This window comes from Siccirubricoccus deserti (assembly GCF_014283215.1).
GTDB classification, from domain to species: Bacteria; Pseudomonadota; Alphaproteobacteria; order Acetobacterales; family Acetobacteraceae; genus Siccirubricoccus; species Siccirubricoccus deserti.
The window spans coordinates 139,906-157,524 of sequence record NZ_JACOMF010000009.1 but is presented as its reverse complement, the minus strand read 5'-3'; the positions used below and the strand labels follow the sequence as shown (position 1 = coordinate 157,524).

The 17,619-nt window shown below is 70.1% G+C and carries 16 protein-coding genes and 2 riboswitches; of the genes, 5 read left to right on the top strand and 11 right to left on the bottom strand.

Annotated elements, in window-relative coordinates; genetic code table 11:
• Nucleotides 1-4: 4 nt before the first annotated feature.
• The 3 genes from H7965_RS10570 to H7965_RS10560 all read right to left on the bottom strand — a co-directional run bounded on the left by H7965_RS10570 (nucleotide 5) and on the right by H7965_RS10560 (nucleotide 3,838).
• Nucleotides 5-973 (bottom strand): tripartite tricarboxylate transporter substrate-binding protein, encoded by a 969-nt coding sequence (locus tag H7965_RS10570; RefSeq protein WP_186770537.1) that lies wholly within the window; start codon nucleotides 971-973, stop codon nucleotides 5-7.
• 232 nt (nucleotides 974-1,205) lie between these two features.
• Nucleotides 1,206-2,270 (bottom strand): ketopantoate reductase family protein, encoded by a 1,065-nt coding sequence (locus H7965_RS10565; RefSeq protein ID WP_186770536.1) that lies wholly within the window; start codon nucleotides 2,268-2,270, stop codon nucleotides 1,206-1,208.
• Between the two features lie 65 nt (nucleotides 2,271-2,335).
• Complete coding sequence (locus H7965_RS10560; RefSeq protein WP_186770535.1) at nucleotides 2,336-3,838, bottom strand: acetyl-CoA acetyltransferase; 1,503 nt, start codon at nucleotides 3,836-3,838, stop codon at nucleotides 2,336-2,338.
• A 124-nt stretch (nucleotides 3,839-3,962) separates the two neighbouring features.
• On the opposite strand from H7965_RS10560, the gene H7965_RS10555 reads away from it, so the two are divergent.
• Both H7965_RS10555 and H7965_RS10550 read left to right on the top strand, forming a co-directional pair.
• Nucleotides 3,963-4,814 carry an LLM class F420-dependent oxidoreductase gene (locus H7965_RS10555; protein ID WP_186770534.1) on the top strand — a complete coding sequence of 284 codons (852 nt, stop codon included), beginning with the start codon at nucleotides 3,963-3,965 and terminating at the stop codon, nucleotides 4,812-4,814.
• A 108-nt stretch (nucleotides 4,815-4,922) separates the two neighbouring features.
• On the top strand, nucleotides 4,923-6,068 hold the full coding sequence (locus H7965_RS10550; RefSeq protein WP_186770533.1) for an LLM class flavin-dependent oxidoreductase: 1,146 nt from the start codon (nucleotides 4,923-4,925) through the stop codon (nucleotides 6,066-6,068).
• Nucleotides 6,069-6,332: 264 nt separating this feature from the next.
• On the opposite strand, the gene H7965_RS10545 is transcribed toward H7965_RS10550, so the two are convergent.
• Nucleotides 6,333-7,361 carry an LLM class F420-dependent oxidoreductase gene (locus H7965_RS10545; protein WP_186770532.1) on the bottom strand — a complete coding sequence of 343 codons (1,029 nt, stop codon included), beginning with the start codon at nucleotides 7,359-7,361 and terminating at the stop codon, nucleotides 6,333-6,335.
• A gap of 4 nt (nucleotides 7,362-7,365) precedes the next feature.
• The gene (locus H7965_RS10540) at nucleotides 7,366-8,319 is read right to left on the bottom strand and encodes an LLM class F420-dependent oxidoreductase (protein ID WP_186770531.1); all 954 of its coding nucleotides are present in this window, start codon (nucleotides 8,317-8,319) and stop codon (nucleotides 7,366-7,368) included.
• 219 nt (nucleotides 8,320-8,538) lie between these two features.
• Between H7965_RS10540 and cofH the strand changes: the two genes are divergently transcribed.
• Nucleotides 8,539-10,893, top strand: a complete 2,355-nt coding sequence (gene cofH / locus H7965_RS10535) for a 5-amino-6-(D-ribitylamino)uracil--L-tyrosine 4-hydroxyphenyl transferase CofH (RefSeq protein WP_186770530.1) — start codon at nucleotides 8,539-8,541, stop codon at nucleotides 10,891-10,893.
• 48 nt (nucleotides 10,894-10,941) lie between these two features.
• Here cofH and H7965_RS30340 read toward each other — a convergent pair whose 3' ends face one another.
• The 6 genes from H7965_RS30340 to ispH all read right to left on the bottom strand — a co-directional run bounded on the left by H7965_RS30340 (nucleotide 10,942) and on the right by ispH (nucleotide 15,321).
• Nucleotides 10,942-11,121: a cupin domain-containing protein gene (locus tag H7965_RS30340; RefSeq protein WP_222440552.1), complete on the bottom strand. Its 180-nt coding sequence runs from the start codon at nucleotides 11,119-11,121 to the stop codon at nucleotides 10,942-10,944.
• Nucleotides 11,122-11,160: 39 nt separating this feature from the next.
• Nucleotides 11,161-11,349, bottom strand: a complete 189-nt coding sequence (locus tag H7965_RS30335) for a cupin domain-containing protein (RefSeq protein WP_222440551.1) — start codon at nucleotides 11,347-11,349, stop codon at nucleotides 11,161-11,163.
• An 86-nt stretch (nucleotides 11,350-11,435) separates the two neighbouring features.
• Nucleotides 11,436-11,864 carry a ribonuclease HI gene (gene rnhA, locus H7965_RS10525; RefSeq protein ID WP_390624560.1) on the bottom strand — a complete coding sequence of 143 codons (429 nt, stop codon included), beginning with the start codon at nucleotides 11,862-11,864 and terminating at the stop codon, nucleotides 11,436-11,438.
• Nucleotides 11,865-11,883: 19 nt separating this feature from the next.
• Nucleotides 11,884-12,864, bottom strand: a complete 981-nt coding sequence (locus tag H7965_RS10520; RefSeq protein ID WP_186770528.1) for a homoserine kinase — start codon at nucleotides 12,862-12,864, stop codon at nucleotides 11,884-11,886.
• A gap of 146 nt (nucleotides 12,865-13,010) precedes the next feature.
• Nucleotides 13,011-14,186 (bottom strand): DUF2235 domain-containing protein, encoded by a 1,176-nt coding sequence (locus H7965_RS10515; protein WP_186770527.1) that lies wholly within the window; start codon nucleotides 14,184-14,186, stop codon nucleotides 13,011-13,013.
• 154 nt (nucleotides 14,187-14,340) lie between these two features.
• The gene (gene ispH, locus H7965_RS10510) at nucleotides 14,341-15,321 is read right to left on the bottom strand and encodes a 4-hydroxy-3-methylbut-2-enyl diphosphate reductase (RefSeq protein WP_186770526.1); all 981 of its coding nucleotides are present in this window, start codon (nucleotides 15,319-15,321) and stop codon (nucleotides 14,341-14,343) included.
• Nucleotides 15,322-15,428: 107 nt separating this feature from the next.
• Between ispH and H7965_RS10505 the strand changes: the two genes are divergently transcribed.
• Nucleotides 15,429-15,962 (top strand): hypothetical protein, encoded by a 534-nt coding sequence (locus H7965_RS10505; RefSeq protein ID WP_186770525.1) that lies wholly within the window; start codon nucleotides 15,429-15,431, stop codon nucleotides 15,960-15,962.
• 294 nt (nucleotides 15,963-16,256) lie between these two features.
• Nucleotides 16,257-16,346, top strand: a riboswitch (glycine riboswitch).
• 2 nt (nucleotides 16,347-16,348) lie between these two features.
• Nucleotides 16,349-16,455, top strand: a riboswitch (glycine riboswitch).
• A gap of 47 nt (nucleotides 16,456-16,502) precedes the next feature.
• Nucleotides 16,503-17,609 carry a glycine cleavage system aminomethyltransferase GcvT gene (gcvT, locus tag H7965_RS10500; protein WP_186770524.1) on the top strand — a complete coding sequence of 369 codons (1,107 nt, stop codon included), beginning with the start codon at nucleotides 16,503-16,505 and terminating at the stop codon, nucleotides 17,607-17,609.
• The last annotated feature ends 10 nt before the right edge of the window (nucleotides 17,610-17,619 follow it).

The following is a 17,619-nucleotide window of genomic DNA, read 5'->3' as shown; positions in this document are numbered from 1 at the left end:
GCATTCAATCCGCGAAGGTGCCGGCTGACTGGATGATTGGCCGCCACCGCGCCACCTCCTCCGCCAGGAAGCGCTTGTGGAAGGCGATGCTGGCACGCTCCTCCGTCGCCGGTGCGGTCGCCAGCTCGGCGAAGCGCTGGCGCAGCTTCTCGTCGCCCATCGCTGCCCGGATCATGGCGGAGAGCTGTTCCTGTATCGGCTGCGGCGTTCCGGCCGGGGCGTAGACGGCATGCCAGGTGGACATGGCGATGCTCGGGAATCCAGCCTCTGCCGTGGTTGGCACATCCGGCAGCTCCGCCACCCGCACCGGGGAGGTGACGGCGTAGACCTTCACCCGGCCGTCCCGGATGTAGGGCAGGGTGTTGGTCGCCTGGTCGCAGAGCAGGTCGATGCGTCCCGCCATCAGCTCGGCGATCGCCGGGGCGGTGCCGCGGAACACCACTGTCGTCGCCTGGGCGCCGGCCGCCTGTTGCACCAGCATGCCGCAGAGATGCGCCGCCGAGCCGAGGCCGGCATGCGCCAGGTTCAGCTTGTCCCCCTGCTCGCGCAGCATCGCCATGTAGCCGGCCAGGTCGCGCGCCGGATAGCCGGGTTTGGCGATCAAGGTCATCGCCGAATCGGAAACCAGGCCGAGCGGCGCGAAGCTTTCCAGCACGCTGTAGGGCAGCCGCCGATAGAGCGTGGCGCTGGCGGCGAAGCCGATGTTGTTGCAGAGCAGGGTATAGCCATCCGGCCGCGCCGTGGCGCCGCGCTGCGGTCCGACGGTCGCGCCGCCGATGCTCTCGACCACGAATTGATGGCCGCTGCTGCGGCTCAGCGCATCGGCGAGGATGCGGGTGATGGTGTCGGTCGGCCCACCCGCCGCGCCGGCCGCGATCAGGGTGATCGGCCTGGTTGGAAACTCCTGCGCCAACGCGGGCGCCGCAAGGGTGGTGGCTATTCCGGCCAGCACGGCACGGCGGGACTGAATCATACGCGTCTCCTCCTGGCCGCCCGCGCTTGCTGCACGGTGCGGCGACGATTCTCAGCCTGCGGGGCCTGGCTATGCCCCACAAGGTCAGGCGTTATACGAACGGCCGCTGATCGCGACCGATCGGCGGCCCCTCTCGATCGCGGGCGGTCTGCGCCGCAAATCTTGGCGACGCGCCACGCGGCATGGTGCCCTTCGGGCGCTCGGCATGAATGGACGATTCATGCCGCTGATTTCAGTTCAGGCGCAGCTCCTTGATGTGCTTCGGGTCGGGCTGCAGCTCGCCCTTCTCGACGCGCTTGACGATGTCGGTCAGCGCGGCATTGGCCGGGGTGGCGATGCCGATGGCCTTGGCCTTGTCGACAATGAAGCCGTTGATGAACTCGATCTCGGTGCGGCGGCCCTTGACCATGTCCTGGCCCATGGAGGGCCGGTGCGCGCCACCGCCGGGCTTCCGCGCTTCTTCCAGCCGGTGCTCGTCGTATTCGCGCTTCGCCGCGGCATCGCCCTCGCCGGCGCGGGCGATCACCTCGGGGTCGATGTGGTGGATCTCTTCCAGCGTGTAGCCCAGCGCCTGGCCGACCCGGATGGCCTCGGAGCCGAGGCGGGCGGTGAAGTGGCGCAGCACGTCGTCGGTCAGGATCTCCTTGCTGACCAGACCGGTGCAGGCGGAAAGACCGTTCGCCATGCCGTTGGTGACGAGCTTCGACCAGCGCTCGCCCCAGAGGTTCTCCGTCACCTTGGCGCTGTCGGACAGGCCGACGAGGCGGCAGACCTCCTTCGCGCGGTCGGTGATGCGGCCATGCACCTCGCCGACCCGGTAGACGGTATGCGCCGCCCCGCCCTTGCCCGAGGCGCGGCGGACGTGCCCCGGCTCGCAGAGGTCGACGGTGATGGAGGAGGCGATGGAACCAAGGGTACGGCCCCAGCCGACGATCTCGGCCACCGTCTCCTCATTCATGCAATTCTGCAGGGAGACGACGAAGCCGCCCGGCGCCAGATACTGCTTCACCATCAGGGTCGCCCAGGCGGTGTCGTAGGATTTGACGCAGACGAAGGCGATGTCGAAGGGCCGTTCCTTGCTGACGTGCTGCAGCTCCGTCAGGTGGATGGCGCGGACCGGCACGGTGAACTCCGGCACGTCCTTGATGTGGGTGATGCGCAACCCCTTGGCCCGCATCGTCTCCACATGCTCGGGCCACATGTCGACGAAGGTCACATCCTCGCCGGCCTGCGCCATGTATGAGCCGGCATAGCAGCCGACCGCGCCGGCCCCGATGATGGCGATGCGCTGTCCCATGGGACGTCTCCTCTAAGCGTTGGCTGGCAGTATGGGCGCGGTGCCGGTGTCTCGGCAAACCCGGCTCAGGCCGGGCGCCATTCCAGGATGCCGTCGGCGGCGGGGGCGACAATGCCCGGCGTGCCGATCGGCGTGCGGCCGGGGCGCTTCAGCAGGGCGATGGTCGCGGCATCGCTTGCCGGCACCCGCGCCAGGGCGCGCCTGCCATCCGCCAGCCGCAGAATCACCACGCCATGGTGCGGACGGCCATCGCGGTCATGCAGCACGGTGTGGGTCTCGATGGCGGCGGCGCCCTCGGCGGTTTCGGTGAACGCCGGTACCGGGCCGCGACGGCCATCCGCCTCGGCCTGCACGCTATAGTCCTGCGGCAGCCGTGGGACGCGGGGCGGGCGGCTGGCGAGGACCACCGCATGGTGCTTGGTGACGAACTCGCCCTGGCCGTAGAGCAGCGCGGCGCGGCCCGGGCGCTGGCGCAGCGCCCGCAGCATTCCCGCCGCCGCATGGGTCATGTAATTGTTCAGCGGCGCACCGAAGAAGGTCAGGCCGCCGGTGGTGGTCGGCACCGCATCGGCCGGCAGGCCGAGGTGCCGCCCGGCCATCTTCGGCACGCAGGGGAAGCAGCTGTAGAGCTCGAAGGCGGCGAAGCCGGCGGCTTCCTCGGTGGCGATGGCGTTGCAGGCGTCCAGCACCGCCTCCTGCGCATGCGCTCCGTGGTAGTGGTCGCGGTTGAGGTAGTCGCGCGGCTCCACCGCGGCGGCGCCGCCCCAGAGATAGGCGATGCGCTCCTCCGGCACCCCGGCGGCGCGGGCGGTGGCCAGGCTGCACAGCAGGATGGCGGCGGCCTGGTTCACCATCGGGTTGGCGACCATCAGCTTGTTGTAGGGGAAGGCGATCGGCCGATTGCGCTCGTTCGGGGTGGCGATCTCCTCCGGCGCCGCGGCGCGGCGGATCCAGGCGGTGGGGTTGGCGGCGGCGACGGCGGAGAAGCGCGACCACAGCGCCGCCGAGGCCGCCTGCCCCTCGGCCGGGGTCTGGCCCCAGTGCGCCGCCGTGGCGTTCTCGTAGAAGGGGTAGACATGCACCGGATCGGCGACGTTGAGGCGGACCGCCAGCGGGTGCAGGTAGTCCCGGCCGCGGGTGCGCCGCCAATTCGGATCGGGGGTGGTCCAGGGCAGGGTGATGCCGGCCTTCTGCGCCTGCGCCACCGCATGCGTCGCCTCGCCGCCGACCACCGCCGCCACCCGGGCCTCGCCGCGGGCGATGCGGTTGGCGGCCTCGTGCAGGAAGCGCACCGGGCTCTCGCCACCGACCGGGCCGTAGACCAGTCGCGCCGGCCGCTGGCCGAATTCCCGCACGAAAGCTTCCGGCACATCCGGGTAGGGCCAGGAGACGGAGTTCACGATGTCCAGGCTGTCCAGCGCCGCGAGTAGTGCGGGCGCGCCGGCATCCTCGGCGGCGCGGCGCAGCGCCTCGGCCATCAGCGCCACGGGTTCCCGCGCCAGCAGCGGCTCGGCCGGGCGTTCCACCACCTCGCCGGCGCCGATGAGGACAGGGGTGCGGTCGTCCATGCTCAACTCTCCCGTGCCGCCAGCGCTGCCCCCGGTGGCCTGCGGCAAGCCAAGCCCGGCCGGGACGGTTTGTCCATGGCGGCGGGATCGTGCCACCATCGGCGAAAGACTGGGGAGACGGACCATGAAGATCGGCCTGGCGATGTTCTTCACCGACTACTCGATGCGCCCGGATGAGCTGGCGCGCGCGGCGGAGGACCGTGGCTTCGACAGCCTCTGGGCGCCGGAGCATTCGCACATCCCGCTCAGCCGGAAATCGCCCTGGCCAAGCGGCGGCGAGCTGCCGAAGATGTACTACGACGTGATGGATCCCTTCGTCTCGCTGACCGCGGCGGCGATGGCGACGAAGACCCTGCTGGTCGGCACCGGCATCTGTCTGGTGGTGCAGCGCGATCCGATCCAGACCGCCAAGACCGTCGCTTCGCTGGACCTGCTTTCGGGTGGCCGCTTCCTGTTCGGCGTCGGCAATGGCTGGAACCGCGACGAGATCGAGGATCACGGCACCATATTCGAGAGCCGGCACAAGCTGGCGCGCGAACGGATCGAGGCGATGCGGGCGATCTGGACGAAGCCGAAGCCCGAGTACCACGGCGAATTCGTCAATTTCGACCCGATGATGACCTGGCCGAAGCCGGTGCAGAAGCCGCACCCGCCGGTGATCGTCGGCGGCTCCTTTCCGCATGGCGCGCGGCGGGCGATCCGCTACGGCAATGGCTGGCTGCCGCATCGGGCGCGGCCGCACTACCCGGATGTGGCGGCCTTCATCCCGCAATTCCGGCAGATGGCGCAGGAGGCGGGGCGCGACCCGGCCGAACTGCCGATCACCATCTGGGGGGCGAAGGAGGAATACGATGCGCTCTGCGCCGACCGCGACCTGGGCGTGCAGCGGGTGGTGCTCAGCCTGGAGGCGGCGAAGGCGGATGTGATCCTGCCGCAACTCGACCGTTGGGCGGAGCTGATCCGGCGGCTGGGCTAGCGGTTCATCGCCGCTTCCTGACATGGCGGCGCCGGCGAGAGTGCTTTTCGCGCGCGGCTTTTTCGCCGCCGACCGCTGCCTTCTGCGCCAGCCAAGCTGGAGGACGCCATGGAAACCGACCGCCGCCGCAACCCGCTGTTCGGGCCGAACCGGTTCAAGCTGGGCATCTTCAGCGCCAATTGCGACGGCGGCCTGACCATGAGCCTGGCCCCGGACCGCTGGAAGGCGGAATGGGCCGATATCGCCGCCATGACCCGCATCGCCGACGATGCCGGGCTGGAATTCATCCTGCCGGTGGCCAAGTGGCGCGCCTATCAGGGCAAGGCGAAGATCTATGGCCGGTCCTTCGAGACCCTGACCCATGGCGCGGCACTGGGCGCGCTGACCCGGCGCATCGCCATCTTCTGCACCGTGCATGTGCCGCTGGTCACCCCGGCCTTCGCCGCCAAGGCCATGGCGACGATCGACCATGTGACCAATGGCCGCGCCGGGCTGAACATCGTCTGCGGCTGGAACCAGGAGGAGTTCGACCTCCACGGCGTCACCATCGATCAGGACGCCCGCTACGACCATGGGCTGGAGTGGTTCCAGATCTGGTCGAAGCTGCTGGCCGGCGGGCCGGAATTCGACTGGGATGGCCGCTTCTTCAAGCTGAAGCGGCTGCAGACGGATCCGCTGTCCATCCAGCGCCCCTGGCCGGCGGTGATGTCCGCCGGCTTCTCGCCCAAGGGCCGCGACTTCGCCGCCCAGGCCGCCGACGTACTCTTCACCAACCTGACCCAGCTGGCGCAGATTCCTGGCGTGCTCGGCGATATCCGCGCTTATATGGCGGCGCGGGGCCGCAGCATCTCGGTCTTCACCATGTCGCATGTGGTCTGCCGCCCGACCCGGCGTGAGGCGGAGGAATTCTTCCACTACTTCGCCGAGGAGATGGCCGATGAGGAGGGCCAGGAGTATTACCGCCGGATGCGCGGCACCACGGTCGGCAGCGGCCAGGGCACCATCGCCCGACTCTTCGACAACCGCTTCCACCTGGCGACCGGCAAGCGCTATGCCGGCGGCTATCCCGGCGCCTTCCCGCTGGTCGGCACGCCCGACGACATCGCCGCCGAGCTGGCGGCGATGAGCGAGGCGGGCCTCGCGGGCACCTCCATCGCCTTCCTCGATTATCTGAAGGAGATCCCGTACTTCGTGCAGGAAGTGCTGCCGCGGCTGGAGCGCGCCGGGTTGCGCGGGCCGGTCGCGGCGGAGTGAGGTCGCGGAATCAGGTGCCGCGGTCGCTGGATCACGGCAAGTACCCGCCCTTATTCGGCAGGGCTGAAGCCTGACCGCCTTGTGCTACCGCGATCGGGCTTGAGCTGGCTGCGGAAAAGCGCAGGCAACGCTCCTGACCGCCACCTCCTCGTCACGGCCAGGCTTGGCCCGGCCATCCCTGATCGGCTGATCTTGCTGAATATCCGGACGCGCGGGTCAGGCCCGCGCATGACGGGAATGGCGGCGCGCCGCTTTTCTCCGCAGCTAAAGCACCGCCTCCGCCGCCACCCGCAGCGCCTCGGTCGTGGCGCCGGTCAGCACCAGCGTGCCGACCTTGCCCTCCTTCGCCACCGCCTTCCAATCCTGCAGCCGGCCGCGGATACGGTCGGCGGGACCGACCAGTGCGATCTGGTCCACCAGCGCATCCGGCACCGCCGCCGCCGCCTCCTTCTTCTTGCCGGCGAGGTAGAGGTCCTGGATCGCCACCGCCGCATCCGGGTAGCCAAGCCGCTTGCAGTAGTCGTTGTAGAAATTCTTCCCCCGCGCGCCCATACCGCCGATGTAAAGCGCAAGCTCCGGCTTCACCGCATCCCGGCAGGCCTGCACATCCGGCCCGACGCGGATCTTGGTGTAGGGGGCGATGTCGTAGTCGCCGAGGTCCGCCGGGCGCCCTGCCTTGGCGCGACCTTCGAGGGTCGGCTTCAGCACCGCCCCGGCACCTTCCGGCGACATGAAGATCGGCAGGTTGCCGTCGGCGATTTCGCCCGAGAGGCGCATCCCGCCCGGGGTGATGGAGGCGGTGTAGAACTTCATCGGCTTGCCGTGGATGATGCTCTTCAGCGGCTTGCCGAGCCCGGTCGCATCCGGCCCGTCATAGGGGATGGAGTAATGCTCGCCCTTGTGCACCAGCGGTGCCTCCCGGGCGATGATCGTCTTGATGATCGAGATGTACTCGCGGGTCCGCTCGATCGGCTTGCCATAGGCGGTGCCGTGCCAGCCTTCCACCACCTGCGGCCCGGAGGGTCCGATGCCGCAGAGGAAGCGGTCGCCCGAGAGGGATTGCAAGGTCATCGCCGTCATCGCCGCGCAGGTCGGGGTGCGCGCCGGCATCTGCAATATGCCGGTGCCGGCCTTGATGCGCGTGGTCCGTGCCAGCACCCAGGCGACCGGGCTGACCGCGTCGCTGCCATAGGCCTCGCCGCACCAGACGCTGTCGAAGCCGAGCCGCTCCGCCTCCAGCACCAGTTCCATGTCGATGCCGGCGTTCATGCCGAGGGTAATGCCGAGCTTCATGGGATTACACTTTCGTCAGGACGGTGTCGGCAAAACGGCGCAGGGCGCCGAGCACCGCCGTCGCATCATTGCCGGGGAAGTTGAGGTCGACCGCGGCGACGCCGAGGGATTTCAGCGTGCGCAGGTCGGCCGCGATATCCTCGGCGCTGCCGGAGAACAGCCGCCGCTCGCCGTCGCCCGCCTTGGCCGGCAGCTCCGGCCCGAAGCGCTGGACGCGGAGCGCGAGGGCGACGTCGGCGGGGTCGCGCCCGGCCTCGGTCACCAGCTTGCGCAGCTTCGTGATGCCGGCCTGGTAGCGCGCCAGGCTGTCCATCGGGAAGGCGGGGTTGGTGCCGATCGGGTACCAGCCATCGCCCAGCCGGGCGGTGCGGCGCAGCGCCGGGCCGCTCTCGCCGCCAACCCAGATCGGCGGGTGGGGCTTCTGCACCGGCTTCGGCTCGAAGCTGATATTGCCGAAGCGGACATGCTCGCCGGCGAAGCTCGGCTCCGCCTGGGTCCACAGCGCCTTGCAGGCCATGATGTACTCGTCGGTCACCCGGCCGCGGGCGGCGAAATCCGGCAGCTGCAGCGCCTCGAATTCCTCCTGCAGCCAGCCGGCGCCGATGCCAAGGGTCAGCCGCCCTTCCGACAGCACATCGATGGTCGAGAGCATCTTCGCCAGCAGCACCGCCGGCCGGTGCGGCACCACCGTCACCGAGGTCACCAGCCGCAGCGTCTTCGTCTTGGCGGCGAGGAAGGCCACCTCGGTCAGCTGCTCCTGCCGCTCCCCGCGGGAGGAGGCGGGGAATTCGCCGCTGTCCGTATAGGGGTATTTGGCCTGGATGGCCTTCGGGATGACCACATGGTCGCTGATGGTGGCGTAGTCGAAGCCCATGGCCTCGGCTTCCTGGACGATGCGGGTAAGGGGACCGGGCAGCGACATCGGGCCGCCGGACGGTGCGCTGAAGCCGATCTGCATGGTGGACTTTCCTCCTCTGCCGCGCGCATTGCATCCCGCCGGGCTCTGCCACACGATGCGGCCTCCCGGGAGGGCGGGCAAGGGCTGGAGCGGATCGCCGGGAGGCTTGGATGCCCGGAGGGTCGGTCGGCTCTGCAAATCACAGGCTGCAGCGGATCGGCGTTCAGGCATGACGCATTCCGCCGCAGCCCGCGCGAGCGGGCGGAGGAATACAGGGATATGGAAGCGGTGCAGGATCGGCTTCTGGATAGGTCGCTGGCCGGGCTGATGGCCGAGGCGGCGGCGCTGCGCGACGCCGGCCACGGCCGGGTCATCAGCTATTCGCGCAAGGTGTTCATTCCGCTGACGAAGCTCTGTCGCGACGTCTGCCATTACTGCACCTTCGCCGAGAAGCCACGGCCCGGCCGCGCGCCCTTCCTCTCGCCGGAGGAGGTGCTGGCGATCGCCCGCGCCGGTGCCGCCGCCGGCTGCACCGAGGCACTGTTCACCCTGGGCGACAAGCCAGAACTGCGCTGGGACCAGGCGCGGGAGGCGCTGGCCTCCTTGGGATACGCCACCACCATCGACTACCTGCGGGCGATGTGCGCGCTGGTGCTGAAGGAGACCAGCCTGCTGCCCCACGCCAACCCTGGGGTGATGACGCGTGACGAGATCGCTGCGTTGCGGGAAGTGACGGCCAGCCAGGGCATCATGCTGGAAAGCACCAGCACCAGGCTCTGCGAGCCCGGTGGGGTGCATTACGGCAGCCCGGACAAGCACCCGGCGGCACGGCTGGAAATGCTGCGCCTGGCCGGCGAACTGCGGGTGCCCTTCACCACCGGCATCCTGATCGGCATCGGCGAGACCCGCGCGGAACGGCTGGACGCGCTGCGGGCCATCGCCGCCCTGCACGCCGAATACGGCCATATCCAGGAAGTCATCATCCAGAATTTCCGCGCCAAGCCCGGCACCAAGCGGGCCGGTGCGGAGGAGCCCGACCTGGACGACCTGCTCTGGACCATCGCCGTGGCGCGGCTGGTGCTGGGGCCGGCGATGAACATCCAGGCGCCGCCCAACCTCTCGCCGGGGGTCTACCAGAAGCTGGTCGATGCCGGGCTGAATGACTGGGGCGGCGTCTCCCCGGTCACCATCGACCATGTGAACCCGGAAGCGCCCTGGCCGCATCTGGAGGATCTGGCCCGCCGCACCGCCGAGGCCGGGCGCGTGCTGGTCCAGCGGCTGCCGAGCTACCCGGCCTATGTCCGTGCGCCGGAGGCCTGGCATGTGCCGGCGCTGGCGACCCGGTTGCGCCAGGAGAGCGACGCCGAGGGCTTCGCGCGCGAGGATAATTGGTCGCCGGGGGAGACGGTGCCGCCGGCGATCCGCACCCCGCGCATCGCAAGGGCCGATGCGGCGCTGGCCCGGCTGGTGGAGCGCGCCGCGGGCGGCGACCGGCTGGACCCGCCGGAGATCATGCGGCTGTTCGCCGCGCGCGACGCCGACCAGGCGCATCTGACCGCGGCGGCGGATGCGCTGCGCCAGGCGGTGAGCGGCGACACCGTGCGCTATGTGGTCAACCGCAACATCAACTACACCAACATCTGCACCTATCGCTGCCGGTTCTGCGCTTTCAGCAAGGGCAAGACGCATGAGGCGCTGCGCGGCCCGGCCTATGACCTCGACCTCGGCGAGATCACCCGCCGTGCCGAGGAAGCCTGGGCGCGCGGCGCGACCGAGGTGTGCCTGCAGGGCGGCATCCATCCCGACTACACCGGCGAGACCTACATCCGCATCTGCGAGGCGATCCGCGCCGCCGTGCCGGGGATGCATATCCACGCCTTCTCGCCGCTGGAGGTGACGCAGGGCGCGGCGACGCTCGGCATCTCGCTCGGCGAGTTCCTGGCGCGGCTGAAGGCGGCCGGGCTCGGCACCCTGCCGGGAACGGCGGCGGAAATCCTCGACGATGAGATCCGCGCCATCATCTGCCCGGACAAGGTGAACACCGAGGAGTGGATGGCGGTGGCACGGGCCGCCCATGCGCTCGGGCTGCGCACCACCTCCACCATCATGTACGGCCATGTCGAAGGGCCGGTGAATTGGGCGCGCCACCTGCTGGCGCTGCGCGACCAGCAGGCGGCGAGCGGCGGCTTTACCGAATTTGTGCCGCTGCCCTTCGTCCATATGGAAGCGCCGATGTACCTGCGCGGCCAGGCGCGCAGGGGGCCGACCTTCCGCGAGGCGTTGCTGATGCACAGCGTCGCGCGGCTGGTGCTGCACCCGCATATCACCAACATCCAGACCAGTTGGGTGAAGATGGGGCCGCAGGGTGCGGCGCTGGCGCTGCGGGCCGGGGCCAACGACCTCGGCGGGACGCTGATGAACGAGAGCATCAGCCGCGCCGCCGGCACCCAGCATGGCCAGGAGTTCCCGCCCGAGGCGATGGAGGAGCTGATCCGCTCCATCGGCCGCGTACCGCAGCAGCGCAGCACGCTGTACGGGGAAATACCGGCGGAGCGGCGGGCGGCGTCCTTCGGCGCGGCGGAACTGGCGCCGGTGGTGCAGACCGCGCCGCGGCGGCGGGCGGCGGTGGGCTGACCGCGCCTGGAGTGCAGGTCCCGGCGCAGGGTGGCGCCGGGGCGAGGTTCAGGCCGGCGTGGCGGTGTAGTCCCTGTCCGACACGGGCTCGAACCACGCCGTGCCCTCGCCATTCTCGCCGTTCTCCGAGATGGCGAGATAGGCGAACAGCCGGTCCGGCGCAGCGCCATGCCAGTGCCGCACCTGCAGCGGGATCAGCACGGTGTCGCCCGGGTTCAGCTGCCGCACCGGCTTGCCCTCCCGCTACACCCGGCCGACGCCGGAGAGTCAGTAGAGCGTCTGCCCCACCGGATGCGAATGCCAGTTGGTGCGGGCGCCGGGGGTGAAGGAGACGACGCTGGCGCGCAGCCGGGAAGGTGCGACGCCGGTGACCACCTCATCCAGCAGGACGACGCCGGTGAAATTGCTGGCGGGCGCGGGCTTGGTGGCGCGATCGGCCGCACGGACGACTTTCATGGCCATGGTCCTCCTGGTGTTTGGTGGGATCTCTGGGAGGCCACATAGCAACGGTGCCGCGGCGTGCTACGCGCCGCCGGCCGGCTTTACCCGAGGCTGAGCCGCGCCGCCGTCGCCAGCCGGTCCGCCCGCTCGTTCATCGGGTCGCCGGCATGGCCGCGCACCCAGCGCCAATCGACTTCATGCGGCTTCGCCGCGGCCAGCAGCCGCTGCCACAGCTCCATGTTCGCCACCGGGTCCTTCGCCGCATTGCGCCAATTGTTCCGAACCCAGCCGTTGATCCAGCGGCTGATACCGTTGCGGACGTATTCGCTGTCGGTGTGCAGGACGACGCGGCATGGGCGCTTCAGCGCCTCAAGCGCGGCGCAGGCGGCGATCAGCTCCATGCGGTTGTTGGTGGTGGCCAGGTCGCTGCCGGTAAGCTCCTTCTCCACCTCGCCGAAGCGCAGGATCGCCGCCCAGCCACCGGGGCCGGGGTTGGGCTTGCAGCCGCCATCGGTCCAGATCTCGACCAAAGGACGGTCCGCCGCGGGGTCAGAAGCCAAGGGCGGCGGGCCCTTCGGCGGTGCTGAAGAAGCGCAGCTTGCGGAGGTACTCCAGCGGATCCTTCCGCGTCACCAGCGCCCCCGCCGGAGTCGCCGTCCAGTCATGCAGCCGGGTCAGCAGGAAGCGCAGCGCGGCGCCGCGGCAGAGCACCGGCAGCGCGCCCCGCTCTGCCGCGCCAAGCGGCCGCAGCCGCTGGTAGGCCGTCAGCAGCGCATGCGCCTTTGTCACATTGTAGGAGCCATCAGCCTCAAAGCACCAGGCGTTGAGGCAGACGGCGATGTCATAGGCCAGCAGGTCGGTGCAGGCGAAGTAGAAGTCGATCAGCCCGGAGACCGCCGGCCGGCGGTCGGGCCCGTCCAGGAAGAAGACGTTGTCGGGGAAGAGGTCGGCGTGGATCTGCCCGACCGGCAGCGCACCCGGCTTCGGCCAGGCGGCGAGGATGCCAGCCAGCGCGGCATCCAGCTGCGCCACCAGCCCGGGCTGCACCGCGTCGCCCGCGGCGCGGCAGCGGTCCAGCAGCGGCGCCCAGCCGGGCGGGCCGAGCGCATTGCGCCGGGTTGCCGGGAAATCCGCCCCCGCCGCATGCAGCCGGGCCAGCGCCTCGCCCAGCGGGCCGCAATGCTCCGGCCGGACCCGGCGCGGCCAGACGCCGGGCAGGAAGGTGCAGATCGCCGCCGGTCGCCCGGCGAGTCGGCGCAGCGCCTGACCGTCGCGGGCCTGCACCGGCTGGGGGCAGGCCAGCCCCTGCCCCGCCAGATGCTCCATCAGCCCGAGGAAGTACGGCAGCTCCGCCGGGTCAACGCGGCGTTCGTAGAGCGTCAGGATGAAGTCCCCGGCGGTCGTCTTCAGCGCGTAATTGGAGTTCTCGACCCCTTCGGCGATGCCGCGGAAGGCAATCAGCTCCCCCAGCGGGTAATCGGCCAGGAAGGCGCGCAGGGCTTCGTCGGTGACTTCGGTGTAGACCGCCATGCGCGGCTTCTAGAGCCGGATCGCCTCGGCTTGAAGCGGCCAGGCGGCAGTTTGTTGGCCGGGCGTGCGGATCAGGCTGCGCCCCGGCCATGGTTCCAGAGCGGATTCACGCCTCCAGGCTTTCAGCCTACGATCCGCCCCGTCCGTCAGACCATGCCATCCGCGATGGTCTCGAAATCGCGCAATCCCTTGTTGCCCGGGCGGTAGCCGGGATCGTGGCGCATCCGCTCGAACACCGTGGGGTGCACCGCCTCCTGGCCGAAGGGCGTGGTGCCGACCGGGCGGAAATGGCGTTCCTGGAACAGCTGGAACAGCCCGCCGAGGAAGGCGCCGAAGCTGTCGGCAACGATGCCCGCCTGCGCATCCTCGGGCCGCAGCCGCGGCACGCCTTCCGGGTGCAGCACCAGACCGCAGCCCTGCGCCTTCGCCTGCATCCAGGCCAGGGTCACATCGGACAGCCGGCGGTCCTCGTAGCCGCCGCCCACGTCGCAATGCGCGCCGATGAACCACCGCTGCTCCAGGGTCTGCGACGGCTTCGCCTTCGGGTCCCAGAGGGTCGGCGCATAGGGCTTGCGGTGCTCGTCCACGGCGATGGCGTGGTAGGCGTTCTGCACGATGGCGCTGAGCTCGGTGTCATGGAATTCGTAGCGGGCGCGGTTGAAGGCGTCGAAGGACTGGACCGGGATGCCCAGCGCGCCGACCGTGTCCCAGACACCGAGGAATTTGATGTGGATGCTGCGCGCCCCATGCTGCTTGCGGAAGGCGCGGGCATGCTGGCTGTCGGCGCTGTCGTCGCGGGTGCGGTAGAGTTCATAGGCATCGAGGATCGTCCCCTCATGCGGCCCGCCGTCGATCGCCCCGGGTGGCAACAGCCAGCAATTGCGGATCATCCCGACCAGGCTGCGCGCCGTATAGGCGCCGCGACTGAAGCCGAAGACGTAGACCTCGTCGCCCGGCTCCCAGTGCTTCGCCAGAAAATGGTAGCCCTCGCGGATGTTGCGCGAGAGGCCGAGGCCGAAGGTGCCGCCCGCCAGCCGGTCGTACCAGCTGGTGCCGACACCGGCATCGTACCATTTGATCTGCCCCATGCTGTCCGGCGCAACCTCGCCGGGTGCGAGCCGGCGGATCGAGCGGTAGAGGCGGCACACATTCGTCTCGACCGCGTCGGGACCGGGGTCGATGGCATCCAGCGCCCGCCGCAGCGCTTCGTCGCCCCGCGCGCCAAGCGTCTCGAAGCGCGCGTGCAGGGCCCTCAGCCCGGCGAATTTCTCCGCGGGCGTGTTCCAGGTGCCATCGAAACAGAGGATGATCCGCTTGGCCATGCGTTGCTTTCTCGTACCGATAGGGCAGGATAGCAACGGCTTCGTATCGATGCAGTGAGAAATCGCACGGTCAGAATCGGCGGAATCAGTGACACTGATCGGTTCACCGCCGGTCGGCTTCGCGCCAGGGGCCGCGAGGTTCAGGCCCCGGAGATCAGGCGTTCAGCGCCGCCGGCAGCTTGAAGGTGATGGTCTCCTCGGCGACCACCACCTCCTCGATGGTCAGGGCGAAGCGTTCCCGCAGCCGCGCCAGCACTTCCTCGACCAGCACTTCCGGCGCGCTGGCGCCGGCGGTAATGCCGATGGTCGAAAGTCCCTCCGTCAGCGCCAGATCCAGGTCGCGCCCGCGCTGCACCATCACTGCGCGCGGGCAGCCGGCGCGCTCCGCCACCTCCACCAGCCGCAGCGAGTTGGAGGAGTTCGGCGCCCCGACCACCACCATCAGCGCCGCCTGACCGGCGATCGCCTTCACCGCCGCTTGGCGGTTGGTGGTGGCGTAGCAGATGTCCTCCTTCGCCGGCGCGTGGATTTCGGGGAAGCGGCTGCGCAGCACGGCGACGATGTCGGTGGTGTCATCCACCGACAGCGTGGTCTGGGTGATGAAGGCCAGCGGCATCCCTTCCGGCACCGAGGCAAGGCGGGCCTGCTCCTCATCCTCGATCAAAGTCACCGTGCCCTCGGGCAATTGGCCCATGGTGCCGACCACCTCCGGGTGGCCGGCATGACCGATCAGCAGGATGTGGCGGCCGCGGGCGAAATGCTGCTCGGCCTCCCGATGCACCTTGCTGACCAGCGGGCAGGTGGCGTCGAGGTAGAACAGCTTCCGCCGGCTGGCCTCGGCCGGCACCGATTTCGGCACGCCATGCGCCGAGAACACCACCGGCGCGTCATTCGGCACCTCGTCGAGATTCTCGACGAAGACCGCGCCCTGGCGTTCCAGGCTCTCGACGACGAATCGGTTGTGCACGATCTCATGCCGGACATACACAGGCGCGCCGTAGCGGCGAATCGCCTCCTCGACGATCTTGATGGCGCGGTCCACGCCGGCACAGAAGCCGCGCGGCCCGGCCAGCAGCACGTGGAGCCGGGGCGGGGCAGGCTGGTCGGGAAGGCGGAGGCGGGTGGTCTGATCCATGGATTGGGTGTGCTCGCGGGCGTTGGGTTGCCGTGCCGTGGCGCCGGCGGGCAGAGTGCGGGCGCACACTAGCCGCCGCCGGGGTTGGCTCAAGGGGGAAGATGGGGATGCGCAGTGGAGTTGTCCTGGCCGCGGTGCTCACGGCACTGCTGGCGGGGTGCGAATCGGCGCCGGCCCGGCTGCCGCTGGCCTGCCCAACCCCGGGGCTCCTGGCCGAAGGGGCCGATCTCACGCGCTACCGGCCGGGTGAAGTGCGGGATCTGACCACGCTGGAATTCGATGCCCGGCTCGCCGGGCTGAGCGGCGGCTGCAACGCCGGCCGTGGCGACCGCAGCATCGACATGCGCCTGGTCGCCAACTTCACCGTCGACCGTGGGGCCGGGGCCGAGGGGCGGGTATTCGACCTGCCGTGGTTCGTCGCGGTCCTCGACCGGCGGGACGATCAGGTGCTGAGCCGGCACAGCTTCGTCGACCGCATCGCCTTCGCCCGCAACGAGACGCGGGCCAGCGGAGAAAGCGAGCCGGTGACCATCAGCCTGCCGGTGAGCGAGCATCGCCGCGGCGGTGATTACCGCATCCTGGTGTCCTTCGAGCTGTCGGCCGAGGAGCTGGCGCTGAACCGGCGACGCGGGCCGCGGTAGCAGGTTGCGGGAACGCCGGATGCGGCGGCGCCGTGCCGCCCCACCGTCGTGGCCGGGCTTGACCCTGCCATCCCCAAGCACCTGTTTTTACTGAAAGTCCAAATGCGCGGATCAAGTCCGCGCATGACAGAGACCTTACGGCAGAGGGGGCATCGCCGGCTGCCGGCAGGCTGCCCCTCTCCGCCGGCTTTGCCCGGCCGGAAGCGGTCGGGCGGTCTCAAGCTCGGTGCATGATCTTTGCGCAAGCGATGATTGCGCGGGCGCCCGGTTCCGGGTTAGACCCACCGCACCCGCAGATCCCGCGCGGGAGAGAGGGGCTTCCGCCCCCGCCGAAGGCGCAACCGGCCCCCGGAAACGCTCAGGCAGAAGGACCGCGCGGGTAGGGACCTCTGGAAAGCCTTGGGCCGCCTGGCCCCAGGCACCGACGGAGTAAGGCCTCGCAGCGCCGCAAGGCGCGGAAGCGAGCTGAATCTCTCAGGTCACAGGACAGAGGGGGGCCACGGACTTCAACTCACGCCACCACAGGTGGTCGGGGGACCCGTGGCCGAAACCGAATTGCTGCTTGACACCCCGCTGGACCGGCTGCACCGCAGCCTCGGGGCCCGCATGGTCCCCTTCGCCGGCTATGCCATGCCGGTACAATACCCCACCGGCATCCTGGCCGAACACCTGCACACCCGCAGTGCCGCGGCGCTATTCGACGTCTCCCATATGGGCCAGGCGGAGCTGGTGGGGGAGGGTGCGGCGGCGGCGCTGGAGCGGCTGACCCCGGCCGATGTCCAGGGGCTGAAGCCCGGCCGCCAGCGCTACGGGCTGCTGACCACCGAATCGGGCGGCATCTTCGATGATTTCATGGTCGCCAACCTCGGCGACCGGCTGTTCCTGGTGGTCAACGCCAGCCGCAAGCAGGAGGATTTCGCCCGCATCGAGGCGGCGTTGCCGGCCGGGGTGCGGCTGCAGCCCCTGCCCGACCGGGCGCTGCTGGCGCTGCAGGGCCCGGCGGCGGCGGCCGTGCTGGCGCCGCTGGCGCCGGCGCTGGCGGCGCTCTCCTTCATGGGGGTGGCGCAGGCCGAGATCGCCGGCGTGCCGGTGCTGGCCAGCCGCAGCGGCTACACCGGCGAGGATGGTTGGGAAATCAGTGCCCCGGCCGAAGCCGCCGAGACCCTGGCCAAGGCCCTGCTGGCGCTGCCCGGGGTTCAGCCCGCCGGCCTCGGCGCCCGCGATTCGCTGCGGCTGGAGGCCGGGCTCTGCCTCTACGGCTCCGACATCGATGAGACCACCAGCCCGGTCGAGGCGGCGCTCACCTGGACCCTCGGCAAGCGCCGCCGCATGGAATGGAACTTCCCAGGCGCCGAGCGGGTGCGGGAGGAACTGGCCAATGGCCCCGCCCGGCTGCGCGTCGGGCTGCGGCCGGAAGGCCGCCAGCCGGCCCGCGGCCATACCGCCATCCACGCCCCCGGCGGCGCGGCGGTTGGCGAGATCACCTCCGGCGGCTTCGGCCCCTCGCTCAATGGCCCGATGGCCATGGGCTATGTCGCCCGCCCCTTCGCCGCGGATGCGACGCCGCTCGAACTGCTGGTGCGCGGCAAGCCGCTGCCCGCCCGCGTCTCCCCGCTGCCCTTCATTCCCCACCGCTACGCCCGATAAGGATCGCGCT